Consider the following 17318-nt stretch of genomic DNA (forward strand, 5'->3'; position numbering starts at 1 on the left):
TTGGTCGAAAGATCGGATCGTGGAACGGGCACTTAGTTCAATTTAATTAATTCTTATCCCGAGCTGAGGTTAATTACAAAAAAACCGCAATAGGTGAGCATAAACTGCAACCTGAATCGTTAATGATGGGCTATGGATATGATCCAAAGCTATCGGAAGGTGCAATTAAATGTCCTAATTTTCAAACATCAACGTTTGTCTTTGAATCAGCAGAGCAAGGTAAGCATCTATTTGATGTGTCTTCTGGGCGTATCCAACTTGAGGAAGGCGAAAAAGCCGGCTTAGTCTATTCACGATTCAATAATCCAACCGTTGAAATTGCAGAAAATCGTATTGCCATCTGGGATAATGCACAAGACTGTATAGTAACCGGTAGTGGTATGTCAGCTATCTCAACAACGCTGTTAGCGCTTTCTAAACCTGGCGATGTCATTGTTTATTCTGAACCTATTTATGGTGGCACAGATACCTTGATTAACGGTATGTTAACGCAAATGAATATTAAAGCGGTCGGTTTTATATCGAGTGAAGGCACTAAAGGGCTGGAAGAAGCATTAAAGACCGCCAGTGAAATGGGAAACATTTCTGTAGTTATGCTTGAAACCCCTGATAATCCAACAAATAACCTTGTTGATTTAATTAAGTGTCGTCATCTTATTGATGAAATATCTGAAAAACAACTCGTTAGACCGATATTGGCAGTAGATAACACTATGCTAGGACCATTATGGCAACAACCGTTAAATCATGGTGCTGATTTATGTCTCTATTCGTTAACCAAGTATGTTGGCGGTCATTCCGATCTTATTGGTGGTAGTTGTTCAGGTAATAAAGATTTGATCGCCAAAATCAGAAAAATCAGAAATTGCATCGGCACAACCATGGATTCACATACAGCTTGGTTGATATTACGTTCTTTAGAAACATTAAAAATTCGTATGCAAGCATCAGCCATTGGTGCAAAACAAGTGGTTGATTATTTAAATACGCATAAACAAGTAACACGAATTGATTACCCAGGATTATTAACCGAAGGTGATCCACAATATCAAATCTATAAAAAACAATGTACAGGCGCGGGCTCAACTTTTTCTTTTGAAATTAAAGGTGGTGAAAAATCTGCATTTAACGTATTGAATAAACTAAAATTAGTTAAACTTGCGGTTAGTTTAGGAGGAACTGAAAGCTTAGCACAGCATCCTGCTGCGATGACTCATTCAGGTGTACCAAAGGCACGTCGTGAATTAATTGGTGTTACCGATGGGTTAATTAGGATTTCAATAGGAATTGAAGAGCCTGCTGATATTATTGCCGATTTAGCACAGGCAATGAACGAGTTGTAACAGCTTGATATCCGGTGTTAATTCACGTAGTTATTAACATAAAAAAAGGGGTCAGTGATAAATGAATAGTGTTTTCATTCTTGAATATACAGACCTTTTAATCTAACCACCATACGTGACAAAATCAGCACTAAAAATCCTACTAATTTAACGGGGACACTCGCTTATAAAGCATTAGTTGAAATGCCAGTGTTGTTCAAATTTGAGTGACTGTCCCGTGTAATTTGAACCGTTTAAAACGCACGTTACAGAATCACACTCGTCGATTATCGCTGCTTTATGAGCAAAAAAAGCATCAACCTAATTGGAAGATGCTTCTTGATGATTATCGACAACATTCGGTTACAAGGGGGGATTCAGGCATACCTTCATCGATAATCGATGTTGATAAAGAAACTAAATTAAGATTGTCTCTTAAATCGACGTGATGCTAAACCAATCATTCCTAATGCAAAAATAGCAAGTGTCGAAGGTTCTGGAACTTGGGCAGTACCTGAGGAGTAAGAAACATTGGTCTCTAAATCAAGGGCTTGGGCGTACGGAGGGTAACTCTGTTCTGTATCGTAATATTGGGTCTGTATATGTGAATTCTGGCCTGGTGCTAACTGTGCGTATAAATTGTTTTTCAGCGCCCGGATCCATCCTACATGTGAGTTTGTATAGTTAATCACAACATTACTACCACTGAGTGCAAATACATCACTAAAATCCCCTCCGTTACCAATGTATGTGAAGTCGGCTACGTCATACCATTCAGTAATGCCTGCAATTAAGTTATATTGAAAACCCAAAATATTTGAGGACTGAACATCGTTGAAGTCGGTTGTGTTTTCAAACTCGATTGACAACGAATCGTTTAGTGATATCGCCGATGTCGATGACCACATACTTAAGTCATCAAACACAAATGTTTTGATCATTCCGGCTTGACTGCTAACACTTAATGTTAAAAGAGTGCTTAAAACTATGGACTGAAAGACTTTATTTTTCATTTGGTTCTCCGATTAGTATACTTATATTAACATGGGCTGTGTAGGCTTTAGCAACATTACTCACCATCAAACTAAGCAAAAATAAAGCCAATAATATAATGCCCAACAATTTCAATCGAATAAAAATATCACCCAACACTCAGAGTGTCGTAATGTAAAATAAACCGACACAAACCCATCTCCTAGTGACTGATTTGTAATCATTTTTGTTTAATATGTTATCCGCTGGTATTATCTCGAACTCAAGCTATTGCTTTTGTTGACGATAAGCCATATTTTTTGATATTAATGGATTTCGCATAAAACAAGGCAATAACGAATTTAATGAGGACACTCGCTTATAAAGCATTAGTTGAAATGCCAGTGTTGTTCAAATTTGAGTGACTGTCCTGTATGATTATTATCGTGAATTATGGATAATATACTGTTATATGAACCTAGAGGCTGGCATGTATTTATCGTCGAGCAATTATAAAAACGTTCTCCGAATAATTGGTTTTGTATTTATTTGTGTAGGTTTAATCATGGGATATTCTGCAATACAAACCATGTTAGATCCCAATGCTCGTGTTATTTTAAACGGTGTAAGCAGAAATGATGCTGAAGCAAAATTAACAGGGGTATTTGTTCCATGCATAATTACAGTTGTTGGTTTTTGGTTGTGTTTATCCAAAGGAAAATCGTTAACTAATTTACATAAAGCTAGAGAGTCCTTTTGGTCTATCTTCCATAGTAAATAGTTCATATAACAAGCGCCTGAACTCCGACAATGTTTAGTTGTCATGGTTTTGGCAAACAACGCAAAAAGCCACGCCAACACATTGCGTGTTAGGCGGGCGTTAAATAGCAATCAACATTAGGTGCAACATCCAGTATGACGATCCTTTTTATTGTTGGGTTTATTATGGCTTTAGGATATTCATGGATGATAGTTAGAATTTCCAACCCATATTTTATGCTTCTAGCCACGATGGGTTATCTGATTTTCTTCGTTCCTTACGGATTTACTGTCGAGGGACAGGAAAGATCATTTGGCAGCATCGACGGAGGAATGGGTAAGTTGTTGGGTATTATCATCGCGGTATTAGCAAGTGCTGTAGCTTCTATAGCATTATCAGAAATCAGGCAGCGCTATTTAACAAACAAAGCCAGCCGACGCTGAAAAGCAGCGCGGCTGCTTTGGGCGTTGAGGCTGTAGAATTTCTCCCAAAAGAGCATTTTATGCTCTTTTTCAATTAAACTCATTTGTATGAAAAACGTACTTATACGTGACGTTCGTCTGTGATCTAATAGTTATTATTCGCTCAAAGATAAATATGATGGCTAACTACAAACCTGACTTATCTTGCCAAAGTAAATTCATTCCGATTGATTTCTCACAGCAAATTATCCCCGGTACATTTGAATACGCACTTTCCCATATTGTGGACAATCACCTTGATTTATCGGGCTTCGAACAGTGGTATCAAAATGACAATGGCGGCGCAGCCGCCTATTCACCGTCTGTGATGTTAAAAATCATTCTCTTTGGGTGTTCGCGTGGTTTTATCAGTAGTCGCCGCATTGCTAATGCGTGTGAAACTAACATTACCTTTATGAGTTTATCGGGAGATGTGCAACCGCATTACACCTCAATAGCTTCGTTCGTTGCTCGAATGAAAGACCAAATAGCGCCTCTCTTTACGCAAGTTTTAATGATATGTGACAAAGAAGGTTTAATTGGTCGCAATATGTTTGCCATTGATGGCTGTAAGCTAAAATCAAATGCGAGTAAAGAATGGAGCGGCACATTCGACGAGTTAGGTCGTAAAAAAGCAAAGCTAGAGCGCGCGAGTAAACGTATTATCGAACGCCATCAATCTCAAGATGGCCTAAATGAAGCGTTAATAACACAAGACTTAAAACAAAAAGAAAAACTGGATAAAAGTGCAGAGAAAATCACTGAATTTTTAGCCACACATCAAGAAAAAACAGGCAGCAAAGGCAAACCGGTTAAAAGTAATATCACCGACCCAGACAGTGCGAAAATGACTACCTCAAAAGGCACCATTCAAGGCTACAATGGTATCGCGATTAATGACGATAAACACCAAATTATACTGCAAGCACAAGCGTGGGGCTCAGTAGGAGAGCAACAAACCTTACAGCCAGCCGTTGCACAATTAAAACAACAACTTAAGAAACTCAATACCCAAAAACAGACAAACGCGCAGACAATAAAGTTTACAGCAGACAGTGGGTTCAATAGTGAAGTGAATCTTGAATTTATGGCTCAAAGTGGCTTTGATACTTATATTGCAGACAATCAATTTAGAAAAAGAAATCCGCTATTTAAAGAAAGTGAAACATACGAAACAGCGCAAGAAAAGCGCCGACTAAAACGCAGTAAAGGCAAGCCACGGCTATTTACCTCAGACGATTTTCATTATGATGAAGTAACGCAAACATGTCGATGCCCAGCAGGTAACGACATGTGGCGAAGCGGTATAAATGTAAAAAGTCACAATCAACAATACACGCGATTCTGTGGTTACTTAAAAGATTGCAAAAGTTGCACACTGCAACAACAATGTATGAGAAAACCGCCAATAAAAACAGGACGGCAAGTTCAGTTTAAAAATGATGAATCGTGTAAACAGCTAAGCTATATTGACAAAATGAAGGTTAAAATAGACAGCCCAATCGGTCGACGACAATACAGTAAGCGATTAGGTGCTATCGAGCCAGTGTTTGGCAATATTACCGTCAACAAAGGCATGAATAGATTGACCTTACGCGGGAAGGAAAAGGTAAACACCCAATGGCAAATGTATTGCCTTGTTCATAATATTGAAAAGTTAAGAAACAACCTGCATTAAGGGTTAAAAGCCCAACTCCACATCATACAAATCGTTATAACACTGAATTATCAGATGTTAATCCACTATTTCGTTAAGTTAACGAAGTAAAAATAAAATCGTCAAAAACGTAAACGTTTTTGATTGTTTACTTTTAACAATCCGGTTAGAGTATTTTGATTAATAAATAATATAAAAACGAGTTATTCTACAAGCTCGTTATAAGTCTTGAGAGATATGGAACATTTTCTAGAAGATCACAATATTTCCGTAAAAGATGATACTGAAGCATTTGGTTTTAGTATTGCTGCTGGCAGTAAAATCACTTTTACTTCAAAGCAAGGAGATTTTAACGGGCTAAAGATGCGCATCCCGCCTCCAGAGTTTGAGGCATTAATGTTCTTTTCCGCATTTGAGGCTGCTGCAAGATCGGAAGTTATAAAGAAAATGGTAAAGGTAAATAAGTCAGCATTTGACTCAATGTTAGAAGTTGAAAGCTCCGATGACAATCATAAGAATTTCTTTGCAGCGTGCCAGAATTCAATGGCGGCAGTTGCTTTCTCAATAAGCGCCATCGAGTCCTGGGTAAATAAATCTATTGAAGTCTATGGCTTAAAGGATGGGCAACCGAGCGAGTTAATTTTACAACGGCCGGGAAAGTCAGATCGTAAAGTTTTAACGTCAAAGGTAGCTTCAGACTTGGCAATACCTTTGAGGGCAAAGCTATTTCAGCTAGTCCCTCAAGTATTTAATGTTCAGCCATTAAAAGCTCACAGTACATTACGATCAAATGTAAATGATCTGATTGATGAAAGAAATATAGTAATGCATATGCAGTCCAAATTGAGTCTTGAAGATCAAGATTTGGATAGGGTTTCTTACGCAGTTAAACTTTTCAAAACCAATTCCTTTCTAGCCCCAGAGCTTGTATTAAAGTATGTTAAATTTATATATTCAAAATCAGAGATACCAATGGCTTCATGGGTAAATGTAGCCGGTGCTGAAATTGAAGCTATCAAGAAAGGTTTAAAATGACTTATAACAAGGTCGTGCAATCTGACCTCTGGCCACTGTCACTTTTTGTGCAAAAAACGCACAAAAGCCGCCAGCAGCCTCCGGGAGTTGACGACGGCGTTGGCACATAAAGTTATAACTTCCACTATTGTGCACTTGAAACGGTTACCAAAAACCATATATATAATATGGTCATTAATCAAAAGGAGAATGATATGTCATCGTTAGCGCAAGCAAGTTGCCCTTGTAGAGGGTGTAATAAAACCGCAAGTACCGAACAACAAGTTGAAGAGTTATTTGGGCTAAGAAATATGGATGGAACTATTCGCGTGCAATCATATTGCCGAGAGTGCAGGAGTTTACACTGCGAAGCAAGTGATCCTAAATGTAATTAGCTAACTTTAAGGTAGGAGTTATGTTGTACCTACCTTTCTATGTTAAATTACACTTTTTCTTAAGGTTTAAATTAATAAAATGTCTAAAACTTTTAAAATGGATGCTGTTGAATGGTTAAAAACTTTAGATGATTCGAGTGTTGATTTATTCATAACCGATCCCCCTTATGAGTCATTAGAAAAACATCGAAAAATTGGTACCACAACGCGCTTAAAGAATAGTAAAGCTTCAAGCAATCAATGGTTTGATATATTTCCTAATACTAGATTTGAAGATCTCTTTACAGAAATTTATCGTGTATTAAAAAAAGGTTCACACTTTTATTTGTTTTGTGATCAAGAAACAATGTTTGCAGCTAAGCCTTTAGCAGAAAAAGTTGGATTTAAGTTTTGGAAACCAATTGTTTGGGATAAGTGCGCCATCGGAATGGGCTATCATTATCGAGCTCGTTATGAGTTCATTCTTTTTTTCGAGAAAGGAAAAAGAAAAATCAATGATTTAAGTATTCCAGATGTACTTGAATATAAAAGAGTTTGGCGTGGTTATCCGACTGAAAAACCGGTCGATCTTATCGAAGTTCTAATAAGACAAAGTTCAAGTGAAGGTGAAGTAGTTGTGGACTCTTTCTTTGGGTCAGGTTCCTGCTTGGTTGCAGCTGATAATTTATCTAGAAAATATTTAGGTTGTGACGTATCTGATTCAGCTCATGAACATTTCGCAAAGAGAATTCAAGAATCAATCAACGAATGTGCCTAACAAGTTGCTTAAACGGACACAAACAGCTGGCTGTGCTCGTTCCTCGCTATTATAGCCAGCTATTTTTAGCCGCTTAGCAAAGCGTTGAGGCTGTAGAATTTCTCCAAAAAAGGCGTATTTACGTCTTTTTTTATATTTCTTCAATTGTTTGTTTTTTAATCTTGAAGTAAGTTCCTCGCTGTGATCTAATAGATATTATTCACCGATAGCAAAATATCATGGCCAATTATAAACCTGATTTATCCTGTCAAAGTAAGTTCATCCCCATCAATTTCTCACAACAAATAGTCCCCGGAACGTTTGAATATGCGCTTGAACATATTGTTGATAATCACCTTGATTTATCGGGCTTCGAACAGTGGTATCAAAACGACAATGGCGGCGCAGCTGCCTATTCACCGTCTGTGATGTTAAAAATAATTCTCTTTGGTTATTCTCGTGGTTTTATCACTAGTCGCCGCATTGCTAATGCGTGGGATTTAACGGGGACACTCGCTTATAAAGCATGAGTTGAAATGCCTGTGTTGTTTTTTGTGTTTTAGTTTGGTGTTATTATCTATACAAGAGAATGAACAGTGATTAACTTTAGTTTGTCATTTTTAGTTGCAAAAGACGTAATAAAATTGCCAAACTAGTCATACATTATTCAGGTGTTAGTAGTATTAGTTCTATATGGGATATGTATTATGGATAGAAATCAAAAAAATAAAATTAAAGATCCAAGTCTGTTTGAGCAAGTGTTACCGACTGAAATGGGGTTAATGAAATCATTAGGTGAATCTAAAACGTTAATTATAATGTTGGTGGTATTTTTAACTTTATTTGGCGGGTTAGGTTTGTTTTTATTAAAAATGTCGACATGAGGTTAGTGGTATAAACTGCATACAAGTCATTTCAAAGGACAAAATACAGTTTTTTTTGCTCCTGCTTCGCGATTTTACCCAACCGTTTTTTTTCGCTTAGCAAGTGTCACTAACACCAAATTTACTATCTAGAGCTAGCCAAATACAACTCAAAAAACATTTATTCATCCTCAGCTCACATTCCTGTATAATCCCACGCATTAAAAAACTGCCTAATCGCTTATTCCAAGTAAAGCCAGAATTTGCACTAAAGACAGTTAAACCACCATTTATGACGCTGTAATACCTTATTAAACGATAAGTTAATGCATCGACAACGCTATACAGTTCAAGTTGAGAGAGCACATGACCGTAGAACAATTCGACCCAAGCACAAGTAACTCAAATAAAAGCCAAACAACCACGTTAGATATTCCATCTAAAATGATTGAAGAGCAAAGTAAAGCGACTGTCGCTTCAAATAATGAAACAGCACTTGTTTCGGGAGTCGCTGCAAAGGTAGGCTTCGTAAGTCTCGGTTGTCCTAAAAACTTAGTTGATAGTGAGCGTATTCTTACTCAATTGCGTACTGAAGGTTACGATGTAACTAATAGTTATGACGATGCTGAATTAGTGATTGTGAATACTTGTGGTTTTATTGATTCAGCAGTTCAAGAGTCTTTAGATACTATCGGTGAAGCGCTAGCGGCTAATGGTAAAGTGTTAGTTACCGGTTGTTTAGGTGTTAAAAAAGACGAAATCATAGAACTTCATCCTAATGTGCTTGGTGTTACGGGGCCGCATGCCTACGATGAAGTATTAACACAAGTACATAAACATGTTGCGAAACCGGTGCATAATCCGTTTATCGATTTAGTTCCGCCACAGGGTGTTAAATTAACGCCGAAACATTACGCTTATTTAAAAATATCAGAAGGGTGTAATCACCGTTGTACGTTCTGTATTATTCCATCAATGCGAGGTGATTTAGACTCTCGTCCAGTAGGTGATGTGTTAGGTGAAGCAAAACGCTTGGTTGACTCTGGTGTTAAGGAATTATTAGTTATTTCACAAGATACTTCTGCTTACGGTGTTGATGTTAAACACAAAACAGATTTCTGGGAAGGTATGCCAGTTAAAACACACATGCAGCAGTTGTGTGAAGAGCTAGCAAAGCAGGGTGTTTGGATCCGTCTACATTATGTTTATCCTTATCCACATGTTGATAAAATTATTCCGTTAATGGCTGAAGGTAAAATTCTGCCTTATTTAGATATTCCGTTCCAACATGCCAACAAGCGCATTCTTAAGCTAATGAAACGTCCTGGTAGCTCAGACCGCGTATTAGAGCGTATTGCTAAGTGGCGCGAGATTTGTCCTGAGTTAGTGATTCGTTCTACTTTTATTGTTGGTTTCCCGGGTGAAACTGAAGAAGAATTTGAAGAGCTACTTAACTTTTTAGAAGAAGCACAATTAGATCGTGTAGGTTGTTTTAAATACTCACCAGTTGAAGGCGCAACCGCTAATGCATTACCTGATCATGTATCAGATGAAATAATGGAAGATCGCTTACAGCGTTTTATGGCTGTGCAAGCGCGAATAAGTGCTGAAAAATTACAAGCACGTATTGGTCAAGAGTATTTAATCTTAGTTGATGAAATTAATGATCTTGGTATTGTTGGCCGTTCATACATGGATGCACCAGAGGTTGATGGTAAGGTTTATTTGTCTGATGATTACGATGCTAAGCCAGGTGATCAAATTTGGGTGCAAATTATCCATGCTGATGAGCATGATGCTTGGGGCGTTCGCGTAGAAGATGAAGAAGGTTAATGCCTTAGGTTAGCGCCTTCGATTAATTTGACCTTGTAACGATATCGCTATAATTACATACTTTGAACCAAGAATTTCTTTAAAGTATGTAATTAATGTTAGAAGTGACATTATATAAAAACGAGTGTTTACTAATTTATTGAATGTTTGTTAATAGCATGGTTGAAGCGCACTTTGCGTTCACGTCTGCGAATAGACTCTTGGCCTAATATATCTTGAGTATTTACATCACTTAAGGAAGTATCACTTTTTCTAGTGAGATCGCCATCGGCTATTAATGATAAGTAGCGCGAAGCACAAACTCTTAAGAAAGAAGTAAAGTTGCTAATGTCATAATCAGCATCAAGAGACTCATGATACAACTTAGTAATCATTTGATTTACCGTCATTTGATCACGAAACGATAACTCTTCTAATATTTCCCAAAAAAAGGTCTCTAAACGAATTGATGTAACAACTCCGTCTATACGAAGTGATTTAGTTTTATAGGCCCATAATTGATTATCGGCATTAATGAAAAGTTGACACATGGTGACTCTCTAAATATTAATTATGCCCACGCCACTTAAAGCTTCATGTGGCGTGGGCATATATAGTTATGTTAAAGCAAGGCAACAAATTGCTTTAACATAGCTGGATGAGCAGGCCATGCAGGAGCTGTTACCAGCTTACCGTCAGTAATTGCTCCATCCATCGGTAACTCTATATATTCTGCACCAGCCATTTTAATTTCTGGTTGACAAGCTGGGTAAGCAGATACTTTTTTGCCTGTAAGCACACCAGCAGCAGTGAGTAACTGAGGACCATGACAAATTGATGCGACCGGTTTATCGCTAGTGAAAAAATACTGAATTATTTCCAGAACTTTTGCATTTAAGCGTAGATACTCAGGGGCTCTGCCACCTGGTAGGTATAACGCATCGTAATCTTCGACAGTAATATCGGCAAAAGAGGCATTAAGCTCAAAGTTATGACCACGTTTTTCTGTGTAAGTTTGGTCACCTTCAAAATCATGTATTGAAGTAGCAATCATATCTCCAGATTTTTTATCAGGGCATACGGCATCTACTTCATGCCCCATTGCTAATAAAGCTTGAAAGGGGACCATGTTCTCATAGTCTTCAACAAAATCTCCCGTGATCATAAGTACTTTAGCCATTTGTAAATCCTTAATATAGTTATAATAGAATAACATTCGTTAAATGAGTTAAGGTTCCTCTAATGAATGCATTTTGCAACATTCATTAAATCATCATAACTAAAACACAGGTAATATAGGAATACTACATTTGTATTTTTTATTAATGAACGGGCTATCAATAGAATTTACCATTTTAAAAAGTCAGGAAAAATTGAAATATTTACGTGAATATAAGTAGTTCATGCCAAAGACCATGAAAATGGTTTAAACGGAAAGAGTTTTTTACGTTTGAATTAGGGATAAAATAGAAGATTAATTTTTTTTAATAGGCTTAGCTCTTTATGTTGAGCCTTACAGTAACGTATAATATGACAAAATCAAAGTCTTTAAAGAGAGTAATATGTCATCAGCAAGTGCAGTTCATATATTGGTAAAATCGGAAAAACTTGCAAGAGAGATTATAAAGCTTCTTGCTAAAGGAGAACCTTTTGCCAAGTTAGCAAAGAAACACTCGATATGTACCTCTGGTAAAAAAGGAGGCGATTTAGGTGAGTTTAAAAGAGGACAAATGGTTAAAGGCTTTGATGAAGTTGTCTTTAAAAGACCAATACTGAAAGTTCATGGGCCAGTAAAAACAAGATTTGGATATCATATTATTAAAACGCTTTACCGAACTTAGCTGAAATTAGCCTAACCTAGCGATTGGTATATCAGTATTCTGCTTCACGGGTGTTTTATATAAAAACATTGAATACGAAGCAGGTAAACCTAAAAACCCGACTATAAATCGGGTTTTTTTGTGGCTAATGGTTTATTAGGTTATGTATTTGCGGGTAATGCTTGTTGCGGTTAGTAAAAGCGATGGTCGATTTTTTTAAATAAGCGTTAAATTAATGGACTCGGCATTGAACTAAAATAGCGTATCAATCGTATAAGTAGTAATACATTATTAAAACTAATTCAAAGATAAGTTTAAAGACGAATTCAGGTTTATTAGGACGTTTTATGAAAGCATTATTACTCGTGGCTCATGGCAGCCGAAGAAAACAATCTAATGAAGAAGTTGCTATATTAGCTGAAAAATTAAAAAGCCAATGTTCAGCGCAATACACTATTATTCATGCCGCTTTTTTAGAATTGTCAGCACCTTTAATACCTGATGGTATAAAGGTATGTGTTGATGATGGCGCAACATCAATTATTGTACTGCCTTATTTTTTAAATTCTGGGCGTCATGTTATTGAAGATATTCCAAGTATGATTAATGAAACAAGGGCGTTATACCCAGATATTGAAATAAATGTTGCGCCGCATATAGGGGCTTCACCACTTATTATGGATTTGTTAATTGCCTCTGCAAATACTACTGTAACTAACATGGCTTAATTAAAATAACATATACATACGTTATCTATGCATATGTTACTTTAACTAATACTTATTTTTATCTAGCGTTAATGAGTCATGCAAGTAATGTTAAAGTCTCATTATCGTTAATTTATTATTTTCAAATCATACTGAGTAAACAAATGAAATATCAAGGAAATTCCAGCTTCACCCATAAACAACAAGATAAGATTGGAATACTGATTACTAATTTAGGCACACCTGACGCGCCTAAAAAAACTGAGTTAAAAAGATATTTACGAGAATTCTTGTCAGATCCACGTGTTGTTGAGACTCCGCGTTTGCTGTGGTGGATGATCCTTAACTTGGTTATTTTAAATATTCGTCCAAAACGTTCTGCTAAAGCGTATAGTACTGTTTGGACAGAGCGTGGCTCACCGTTATTATTTCATACTCAAGATCAAAGTGATGGGTTGAATAAAGTACTAAAGCAAAAATATGGCGAGAATATAGTTGTTGAATTTGCCATGCGTTATGGCTCACCTTCCATCGATTCAGTGATTGATAACATGCTAAATCAAGGCGTACGTAAATTATTAGTGTTACCGCTTTATCCGCAATATTGTGCTTCTACCACAGCATCTACTTTTGATGCCGTAGCAGCAAGTTTAGCTAAAAAACGTTTAATACCAGAATTACGCTTTATTAACCATTATCATGATTTTCCTGAGTATATTGAAGCTGTAGCAGACAAAATTCGTCAACATTGGGAAAGTAATGGCCGAGCAGACAAGTTGATTTTCACTTACCACGGTATTCCAAAACGTTATCTGCTTAATGGTGACCCGTATCATTGTGAGTGTTATAAAACGTCTCGATTACTCGCAGAAAACTTAGGCTTGAATGAAGATGAGTACCTAGTTAGTTTTCAATCACGCTTTGGCCGTGAAGAATGGTTGCAACCCTACACAGACAAAACATTGATAGAGTTAGCGCAACAAGGCGTTAAATCAGTGCAATTAGTTTGCCCAGGTTTTTCAGCAGACTGTTTAGAAACCATTGAAGAAATCGGTATCGAAAATCGTGACTACTTTATGGACGCAGGCGGTGAAAGGTACGAGTATATTCCTGCACTAAATGCAGAATCAACGCATATTGATATGATGGCGAAACTAGTAGAGCAACATTTACAAGGTTGGTCTGTTAATAGTGACACAGCTCAGCGTTTTGAATTAGCGACAACGTTAGGTGCAAAGGACTAATTTTAACCAGCTAAATTGTAATAACACCAAACGTATGGGCACAAGTATATGAACACAGAGCACATAAATAAGATTAATCCCAAAGCACTGATACACAGTAAGTGGACTAAGGTTGAGGTGACAAAAAAAGAAAAGCATTTTGTTATCACAATAGTTAAGTTTGATGAACAGCAAAACGTGATTGAATGCGTGATAGAAGCCGTAATGACCAAGAATGAATATAGTATTGACTGGCGTGAGCTAAAATTGCGTGATAAGTGGCTTATGGGTTGGCAGTAGTTTGTTTAACATCATTTCAGGATAAAATAGATATGATTATGGTTTGATTTCTTATAATTCGACTCTAGCGTTGTTGTTTTCTCAAACCATCATCAAGTAGTAGTTTTGCTATTGAGGAATAAAATTTTAAAAAGCATCGGTATAGCAGCATAAATTAACCAACTTATTGATACCTGTTCCTTGTGTGATTAAATTGTTTCTGATTGAAAGGTACGCTCACGGAACAGGCATTTAGTTCAATTTATTATCTCGAACTGGGTTACTTATAAACTGAGTAGGTTCAATAAAGTTAATATAATATTTACCATAAGTGGTACACCACAAAAAAGAGTTATTAACTATGCTGCATCATAATACGAGTTATTAAGCTACGCCTATTTAGAAGCTGACTCTAACTCCAGGTAATACATTTTCTAAATATTGTAAATCTGATATTTTAGATTTTAAATGCAAATCAAACCATTTCACCAAGGCTAAGTTAGTTACATGATGAACTTTTTGAGCATATCCTCTAGGCTTTATATTATGAGGGAATTCCAGCACATTCAAATCTAAAAAAGGAGATAAAAAAGCAATATCTGTAAACCCTTGATGGCGAACACCAGGGATTAAAACTTGGCTATGTGGAGCATGCCAGCGCTGCATAAGATAAGGTCTATCTAAACGGTTAATTTCACTTTTAGTACTCGCGATCCATAACATAGGTACATCTTGCACTTGCTGCCATTTTGTCCCCCAAGTTGTCCCGTCTATGTTTGCCATTGCCATACAATGTTGGTATAAACGACAAAATTCAGTTGCTGTAGGTCCACCAAATGACATACCTAACGCTGCCAATTTATCAAAATTCATTGCTTGAACTAAAGAAGATTCTTTCTGCTCTGGCATTTGTAAAAACTCAATAACTGAAAACAAATCATCCACTCTAATAGGGAGGTCTCTACTGAACCCTTGTGGAGTGTCAATAATATTTTGAAAAGCTTCTGCGAATTTTTCTTGCTCGGTATCAAAGCTTCCATTATCAACAATTTGATGAATTACCTGATAATTATGAGTAAGTATTTTTTCAAACTGTAATGTGTCTTCAAGCGAACTAGATTGAGCACTACTTAAGGTTACGTCAGTTCGTATTAATTCTGTACCATCTGGCAGCACTGAATGCGGCATTTCGTAAGAATGATTAACGCCAATAACAATGTAACCATGGCTAGCCAAGTCTTGTAATGTGGTATTTGAATAATCAATATGCGCACGATGACCATGAGAAAACAGCAGAACGGGATACTTTTCTTTATGCTTTGACACCGAAGTACCAGCATAAGCATGTAATTTTGCCTCTTCCAAAGATTTCGTTAACGGTTGTTTTAAAAAACCTATAGGTCCAAATTGACTAATCCTTTTGGCATGAACCTCGGCCATATTGGTAGAAGTATAGTTAGCTAATTGAGGTTTAGGTTTATAATTGCCTTTATCTAGTGTTTGCCAGTTATCTGTGGGATACCAAATTTTGATATGCAATTGACGTTTATCATTAGCTTGTAAGGTATATACCTCATCTCTATTAGTCTTAATTTGCCATTCACTTACCGCGACAGTATATGGACCCGTTGGTTTTGGTAGTACGGGAGGAAATGTTGCCCAGTTAATAAAAATAGCCATGAGCACGGTATATCCTACGAGGCAATATAAAATCCAGCCAGATATACGAACGGCCCAAAAACGCTTTCTATTAGATAAAATATTAGGGCTAGATATTAGCAATCTTAACCCGATTACTAGCATAAAAAATATAAATGATAACGCAAAATAGATAAAACTTGACATAATAATCTTCCAGATCAATAGAACGTTTTTAATATATAAAAGCTATTATGGAGGCTGTAGTAAATACAATACTTTCAATTCCATCATCAATAACCTAATCCAATACGAAACTGGATAAAATTGTACTTTCTTATCAACCTGCAATATTGGCTAATTGAGAAAATACAGCTGCAAGTGCAAATGGAATATAGACTCCAATAATTTGAGTTACAACAGCCATTAATAATGCTATTGGTACTAAATTTCTATTATAATAACTTGCCACTAAGGGGCTAGTTACAATACCACCTACATTAGCAATGCTGCCGATAGCCAAATAGGCTATAGGAAGTTTAAATAATCGACCTAAGATAATAACAACTATTGCATGTACTAATAACCAAAGTAGGCCTGATTTTACAAATACCCAAACACTAGACAATACCGAAAAATCTAATTGTGTTCCTAAACTTGCTAGCATAATGTATAAGAGTAAATAGCCTAGATTTGATGCCTCGTTTTCTGCTATTACAATTCTTTTACTTGCTGATGCTATTACACCAAATGCAGCAATTAACAAAATTATCCAGGTTGCGTTTGAAATTATAATAGGGTTTCCCAATTCAGGCAGTATGCTAGAAATCCCCACAGCTAATATTAATACGCTAATACCTAAAGCAACTAAGCCACTGAATTGAGATAAAGATAATCCATTTGATGATGTTTCATTTTGGTTATCGTCATTTTTTGATGTTTTATTTTTTGGTATTTCACTTTCATTCACGCCTAACCAATGATTAATTTTATTTTGATAATTGCCTAGGGATAAAATCAATAAAAGCCATAAAAATCCCACAAGGGTTTGCATCAATAATAATGGAGCAATGGTATCAGCTGGTGCTTGTAATCCCTGTTGCACAGCAACACCATTAGCCGTTCCTCCTATCCACCCTGCAGCTATAATTGCAAATCCTTGCCATAAACTCTCATCACCATCGGGGATAAATACAAGTCCAACGACAAGGCCACCTATCACAATACCTAAAACTCCAATGATAAGGGCGAGTCCCGCTTTGCGACCTATATCGCTTAAACCTCGTAATCGGCAACTAGCAATAAGATAAAATAGGGATAATGGTAAACACAAATGAGCTAGTTGCTCATAGATCGATAACTGTCTTGGGAACACATTAAAACCTGTTAGTGCGGCGGGTACGAGTACCAACCAAATAACTAAAGGTAACGTTCGAAATAAAGGTCGAAATATAGGCTGTTCACTTAACCAGCTTAAACCACATACTATAAGTAACAATAAGGGAATAATTTGAAATGGTGTCGTTATAAACGCTATTTCAGTACCTGTAATCCCTGTATCCATAAACACCTCAATATTACTGTTGCAGCTAAAATTTTATTTTACATGTTAAAGTAACCCTAGTTGAATGTATCTATTATATTTAAATAATTTATTTG

The 17318-nt window shown here is 36.6% G+C and carries 18 protein-coding genes and 1 pseudogene; 14 read left to right on the forward strand and 5 right to left on the reverse strand.

From position 1 onward, the window contains the following. Nucleotides 1–80: 80 nt before the first annotated feature. A pseudogene (locus Q4503_RS16110) lies at nucleotides 81–1343 on the forward strand (cystathionine gamma-synthase family protein); the annotation flags it as partial. A gap of 401 nt (nucleotides 1344–1744) precedes the next feature. On the opposite strand, the gene Q4503_RS16115 reads toward Q4503_RS16110, so the two are convergent. Further along, on the reverse strand, nucleotides 1745–2230 hold the full coding sequence (locus Q4503_RS16115) for a PEP-CTERM sorting domain-containing protein (RefSeq protein ID WP_303602865.1): 486 nt from the start codon (nucleotides 2228–2230) through the stop codon (nucleotides 1745–1747). 629 nt (nucleotides 2231–2859) lie between these two features. Between Q4503_RS16115 and Q4503_RS16120 the strand changes: the two genes are divergently transcribed. The 9 genes from Q4503_RS16120 (at nucleotide 2860) to rimO (ending at nucleotide 10013) form a co-directional block, all read left to right on the forward strand. Next, nucleotides 2860–3075, forward strand: coding sequence for a hypothetical protein (locus Q4503_RS16120; RefSeq protein WP_303602866.1), 216 nt, complete (start codon nucleotides 2860–2862; stop codon nucleotides 3073–3075). A gap of 134 nt (nucleotides 3076–3209) precedes the next feature. Then, nucleotides 3210–3497, forward strand: a complete 288-nt coding sequence (locus Q4503_RS16125; protein ID WP_303602867.1) for a hypothetical protein — start codon at nucleotides 3210–3212, stop codon at nucleotides 3495–3497. Between the two features lie 157 nt (nucleotides 3498–3654). Beyond that, nucleotides 3655–5193, forward strand: a complete 1539-nt coding sequence (locus tag Q4503_RS16130; protein WP_368506802.1) for a transposase — start codon at nucleotides 3655–3657, stop codon at nucleotides 5191–5193. 216 nt (nucleotides 5194–5409) lie between these two features. Continuing rightward, nucleotides 5410–6207 (forward strand): hypothetical protein, encoded by a 798-nt coding sequence (locus Q4503_RS16135; RefSeq protein ID WP_303602869.1) that lies wholly within the window; start codon nucleotides 5410–5412, stop codon nucleotides 6205–6207. 194 nt (nucleotides 6208–6401) lie between these two features. Continuing rightward, nucleotides 6402–6581 (forward strand): hypothetical protein, encoded by a 180-nt coding sequence (locus Q4503_RS16140; protein WP_303602870.1) that lies wholly within the window; start codon nucleotides 6402–6404, stop codon nucleotides 6579–6581. Nucleotides 6582–6660: 79 nt separating this feature from the next. Next, a complete protein-coding gene (locus tag Q4503_RS16145; RefSeq protein WP_303602871.1) occupies nucleotides 6661–7338 on the forward strand; it encodes a site-specific DNA-methyltransferase in 678 nt (225 codons plus the stop codon). A gap of 218 nt (nucleotides 7339–7556) precedes the next feature. Next, the gene (locus Q4503_RS16150; protein WP_303602872.1) at nucleotides 7557–7847 is read left to right on the forward strand and encodes a transposase; all 291 of its coding nucleotides are present in this window, start codon (nucleotides 7557–7559) and stop codon (nucleotides 7845–7847) included. Nucleotides 7848–8024: 177 nt separating this feature from the next. After that, nucleotides 8025–8201, forward strand: coding sequence for a hypothetical protein (locus Q4503_RS16155; RefSeq protein WP_303602873.1), 177 nt, complete (start codon nucleotides 8025–8027; stop codon nucleotides 8199–8201). A 345-nt stretch (nucleotides 8202–8546) separates the two neighbouring features. Continuing rightward, nucleotides 8547–10013 carry a 30S ribosomal protein S12 methylthiotransferase RimO gene (gene rimO / locus Q4503_RS16160; protein ID WP_303602874.1) on the forward strand — a complete coding sequence of 489 codons (1467 nt, stop codon included), beginning with the start codon at nucleotides 8547–8549 and terminating at the stop codon, nucleotides 10011–10013. A gap of 131 nt (nucleotides 10014–10144) precedes the next feature. Here rimO and Q4503_RS16165 read toward each other — a convergent pair whose 3' ends face one another. Both Q4503_RS16165 and Q4503_RS16170 read right to left on the reverse strand, forming a co-directional pair. Continuing rightward, a complete protein-coding gene (locus tag Q4503_RS16165) occupies nucleotides 10145–10543 on the reverse strand; it encodes a ribbon-helix-helix domain-containing protein (protein ID WP_303602875.1) in 399 nt (132 codons plus the stop codon). A 71-nt stretch (nucleotides 10544–10614) separates the two neighbouring features. Then, complete coding sequence (locus Q4503_RS16170; RefSeq protein ID WP_215973407.1) at nucleotides 10615–11172, reverse strand: DJ-1/PfpI family protein; 558 nt, start codon at nucleotides 11170–11172, stop codon at nucleotides 10615–10617. 382 nt (nucleotides 11173–11554) lie between these two features. Between Q4503_RS16170 and ppiC the strand changes: the two genes are divergently transcribed. The 4 genes from ppiC to Q4503_RS16190 all read left to right on the forward strand — a co-directional run bounded on the left by ppiC (nucleotide 11555) and on the right by Q4503_RS16190 (nucleotide 14042). Continuing rightward, a complete protein-coding gene (ppiC, locus tag Q4503_RS16175) occupies nucleotides 11555–11833 on the forward strand; it encodes a peptidylprolyl isomerase PpiC (RefSeq protein ID WP_215973406.1) in 279 nt (92 codons plus the stop codon). A gap of 326 nt (nucleotides 11834–12159) precedes the next feature. Beyond that, nucleotides 12160–12540, forward strand: a complete 381-nt coding sequence (locus Q4503_RS16180) for a sirohydrochlorin chelatase (protein ID WP_303602876.1) — start codon at nucleotides 12160–12162, stop codon at nucleotides 12538–12540. 143 nt (nucleotides 12541–12683) lie between these two features. Beyond that, nucleotides 12684–13763: a ferrochelatase gene (hemH, locus tag Q4503_RS16185; protein WP_303602877.1), complete on the forward strand. Its 1080-nt coding sequence runs from the start codon at nucleotides 12684–12686 to the stop codon at nucleotides 13761–13763. A 63-nt stretch (nucleotides 13764–13826) separates the two neighbouring features. Continuing rightward, nucleotides 13827–14042 carry a TIGR02450 family Trp-rich protein gene (locus Q4503_RS16190; protein ID WP_303602904.1) on the forward strand — a complete coding sequence of 72 codons (216 nt, stop codon included), beginning with the start codon at nucleotides 13827–13829 and terminating at the stop codon, nucleotides 14040–14042. 378 nt (nucleotides 14043–14420) lie between these two features. Here the strand turns inward: Q4503_RS16190 and Q4503_RS16195 are convergent, their stop codons facing one another. Then, a complete protein-coding gene (locus Q4503_RS16195; protein ID WP_303602878.1) occupies nucleotides 14421–15701 on the reverse strand; it encodes a hypothetical protein in 1281 nt (426 codons plus the stop codon). A gap of 298 nt (nucleotides 15702–15999) precedes the next feature. Continuing rightward, nucleotides 16000–17223, reverse strand: coding sequence for a DUF819 domain-containing protein (locus Q4503_RS16200; RefSeq protein ID WP_303602879.1), 1224 nt, complete (start codon nucleotides 17221–17223; stop codon nucleotides 16000–16002). Nucleotides 17224–17318: the final 95 nt, after the last annotated feature.

This window comes from Colwellia sp. 6_MG-2023, from assembly GCF_030547765.1.
Classification (GTDB): Bacteria; Pseudomonadota; Gammaproteobacteria; order Enterobacterales; family Alteromonadaceae; genus Colwellia.

Coding starts and splice junctions, on each gene's coding strand:
- Q4503_RS16115 (WP_303602865.1), bottom strand. CDS start 2,230: ATGTGGTCATCGACATCGGCGATATCACTAAACGATTCGTTGTCAATC.
- Q4503_RS16120 (WP_303602866.1), top strand. CDS start 2,860: ATGGGATATTCTGCAATACAAACCATGTTAGATCCCAATGCTCGTGTT.
- Q4503_RS16125 (WP_303602867.1), top strand. CDS start 3,210: ATGACGATCCTTTTTATTGTTGGGTTTATTATGGCTTTAGGATATTCA.
- Q4503_RS16130 (WP_368506802.1), top strand. CDS start 3,655: ATGGCTAACTACAAACCTGACTTATCTTGCCAAAGTAAATTCATTCCG.
- Q4503_RS16135 (WP_303602869.1), top strand. CDS start 5,410: ATGGAACATTTTCTAGAAGATCACAATATTTCCGTAAAAGATGATACT.
- Q4503_RS16140 (WP_303602870.1), top strand. CDS start 6,402: ATGTCATCGTTAGCGCAAGCAAGTTGCCCTTGTAGAGGGTGTAATAAA.
- Q4503_RS16145 (WP_303602871.1), top strand. CDS start 6,661: ATGTCTAAAACTTTTAAAATGGATGCTGTTGAATGGTTAAAAACTTTA.
- Q4503_RS16150 (WP_303602872.1), top strand. CDS start 7,557: ATGGCCAATTATAAACCTGATTTATCCTGTCAAAGTAAGTTCATCCCC.
- Q4503_RS16155 (WP_303602873.1), top strand. CDS start 8,025: ATGGATAGAAATCAAAAAAATAAAATTAAAGATCCAAGTCTGTTTGAG.
- rimO (WP_303602874.1), top strand. CDS start 8,547: ATGACCGTAGAACAATTCGACCCAAGCACAAGTAACTCAAATAAAAGC.
- Q4503_RS16165 (WP_303602875.1), bottom strand. CDS start 10,543: ATGTGTCAACTTTTCATTAATGCCGATAATCAATTATGGGCCTATAAA.
- Q4503_RS16170 (WP_215973407.1), bottom strand. CDS start 11,172: ATGGCTAAAGTACTTATGATCACGGGAGATTTTGTTGAAGACTATGAG.
- ppiC (WP_215973406.1), top strand. CDS start 11,555: ATGTCATCAGCAAGTGCAGTTCATATATTGGTAAAATCGGAAAAACTT.
- Q4503_RS16180 (WP_303602876.1), top strand. CDS start 12,160: ATGAAAGCATTATTACTCGTGGCTCATGGCAGCCGAAGAAAACAATCT.
- hemH (WP_303602877.1), top strand. CDS start 12,684: ATGAAATATCAAGGAAATTCCAGCTTCACCCATAAACAACAAGATAAG.
- Q4503_RS16195 (WP_303602878.1), bottom strand. CDS start 15,701: ATGGCTATTTTTATTAACTGGGCAACATTTCCTCCCGTACTACCAAAA.
- Q4503_RS16200 (WP_303602879.1), bottom strand. CDS start 17,223: ATGGATACAGGGATTACAGGTACTGAAATAGCGTTTATAACGACACCA.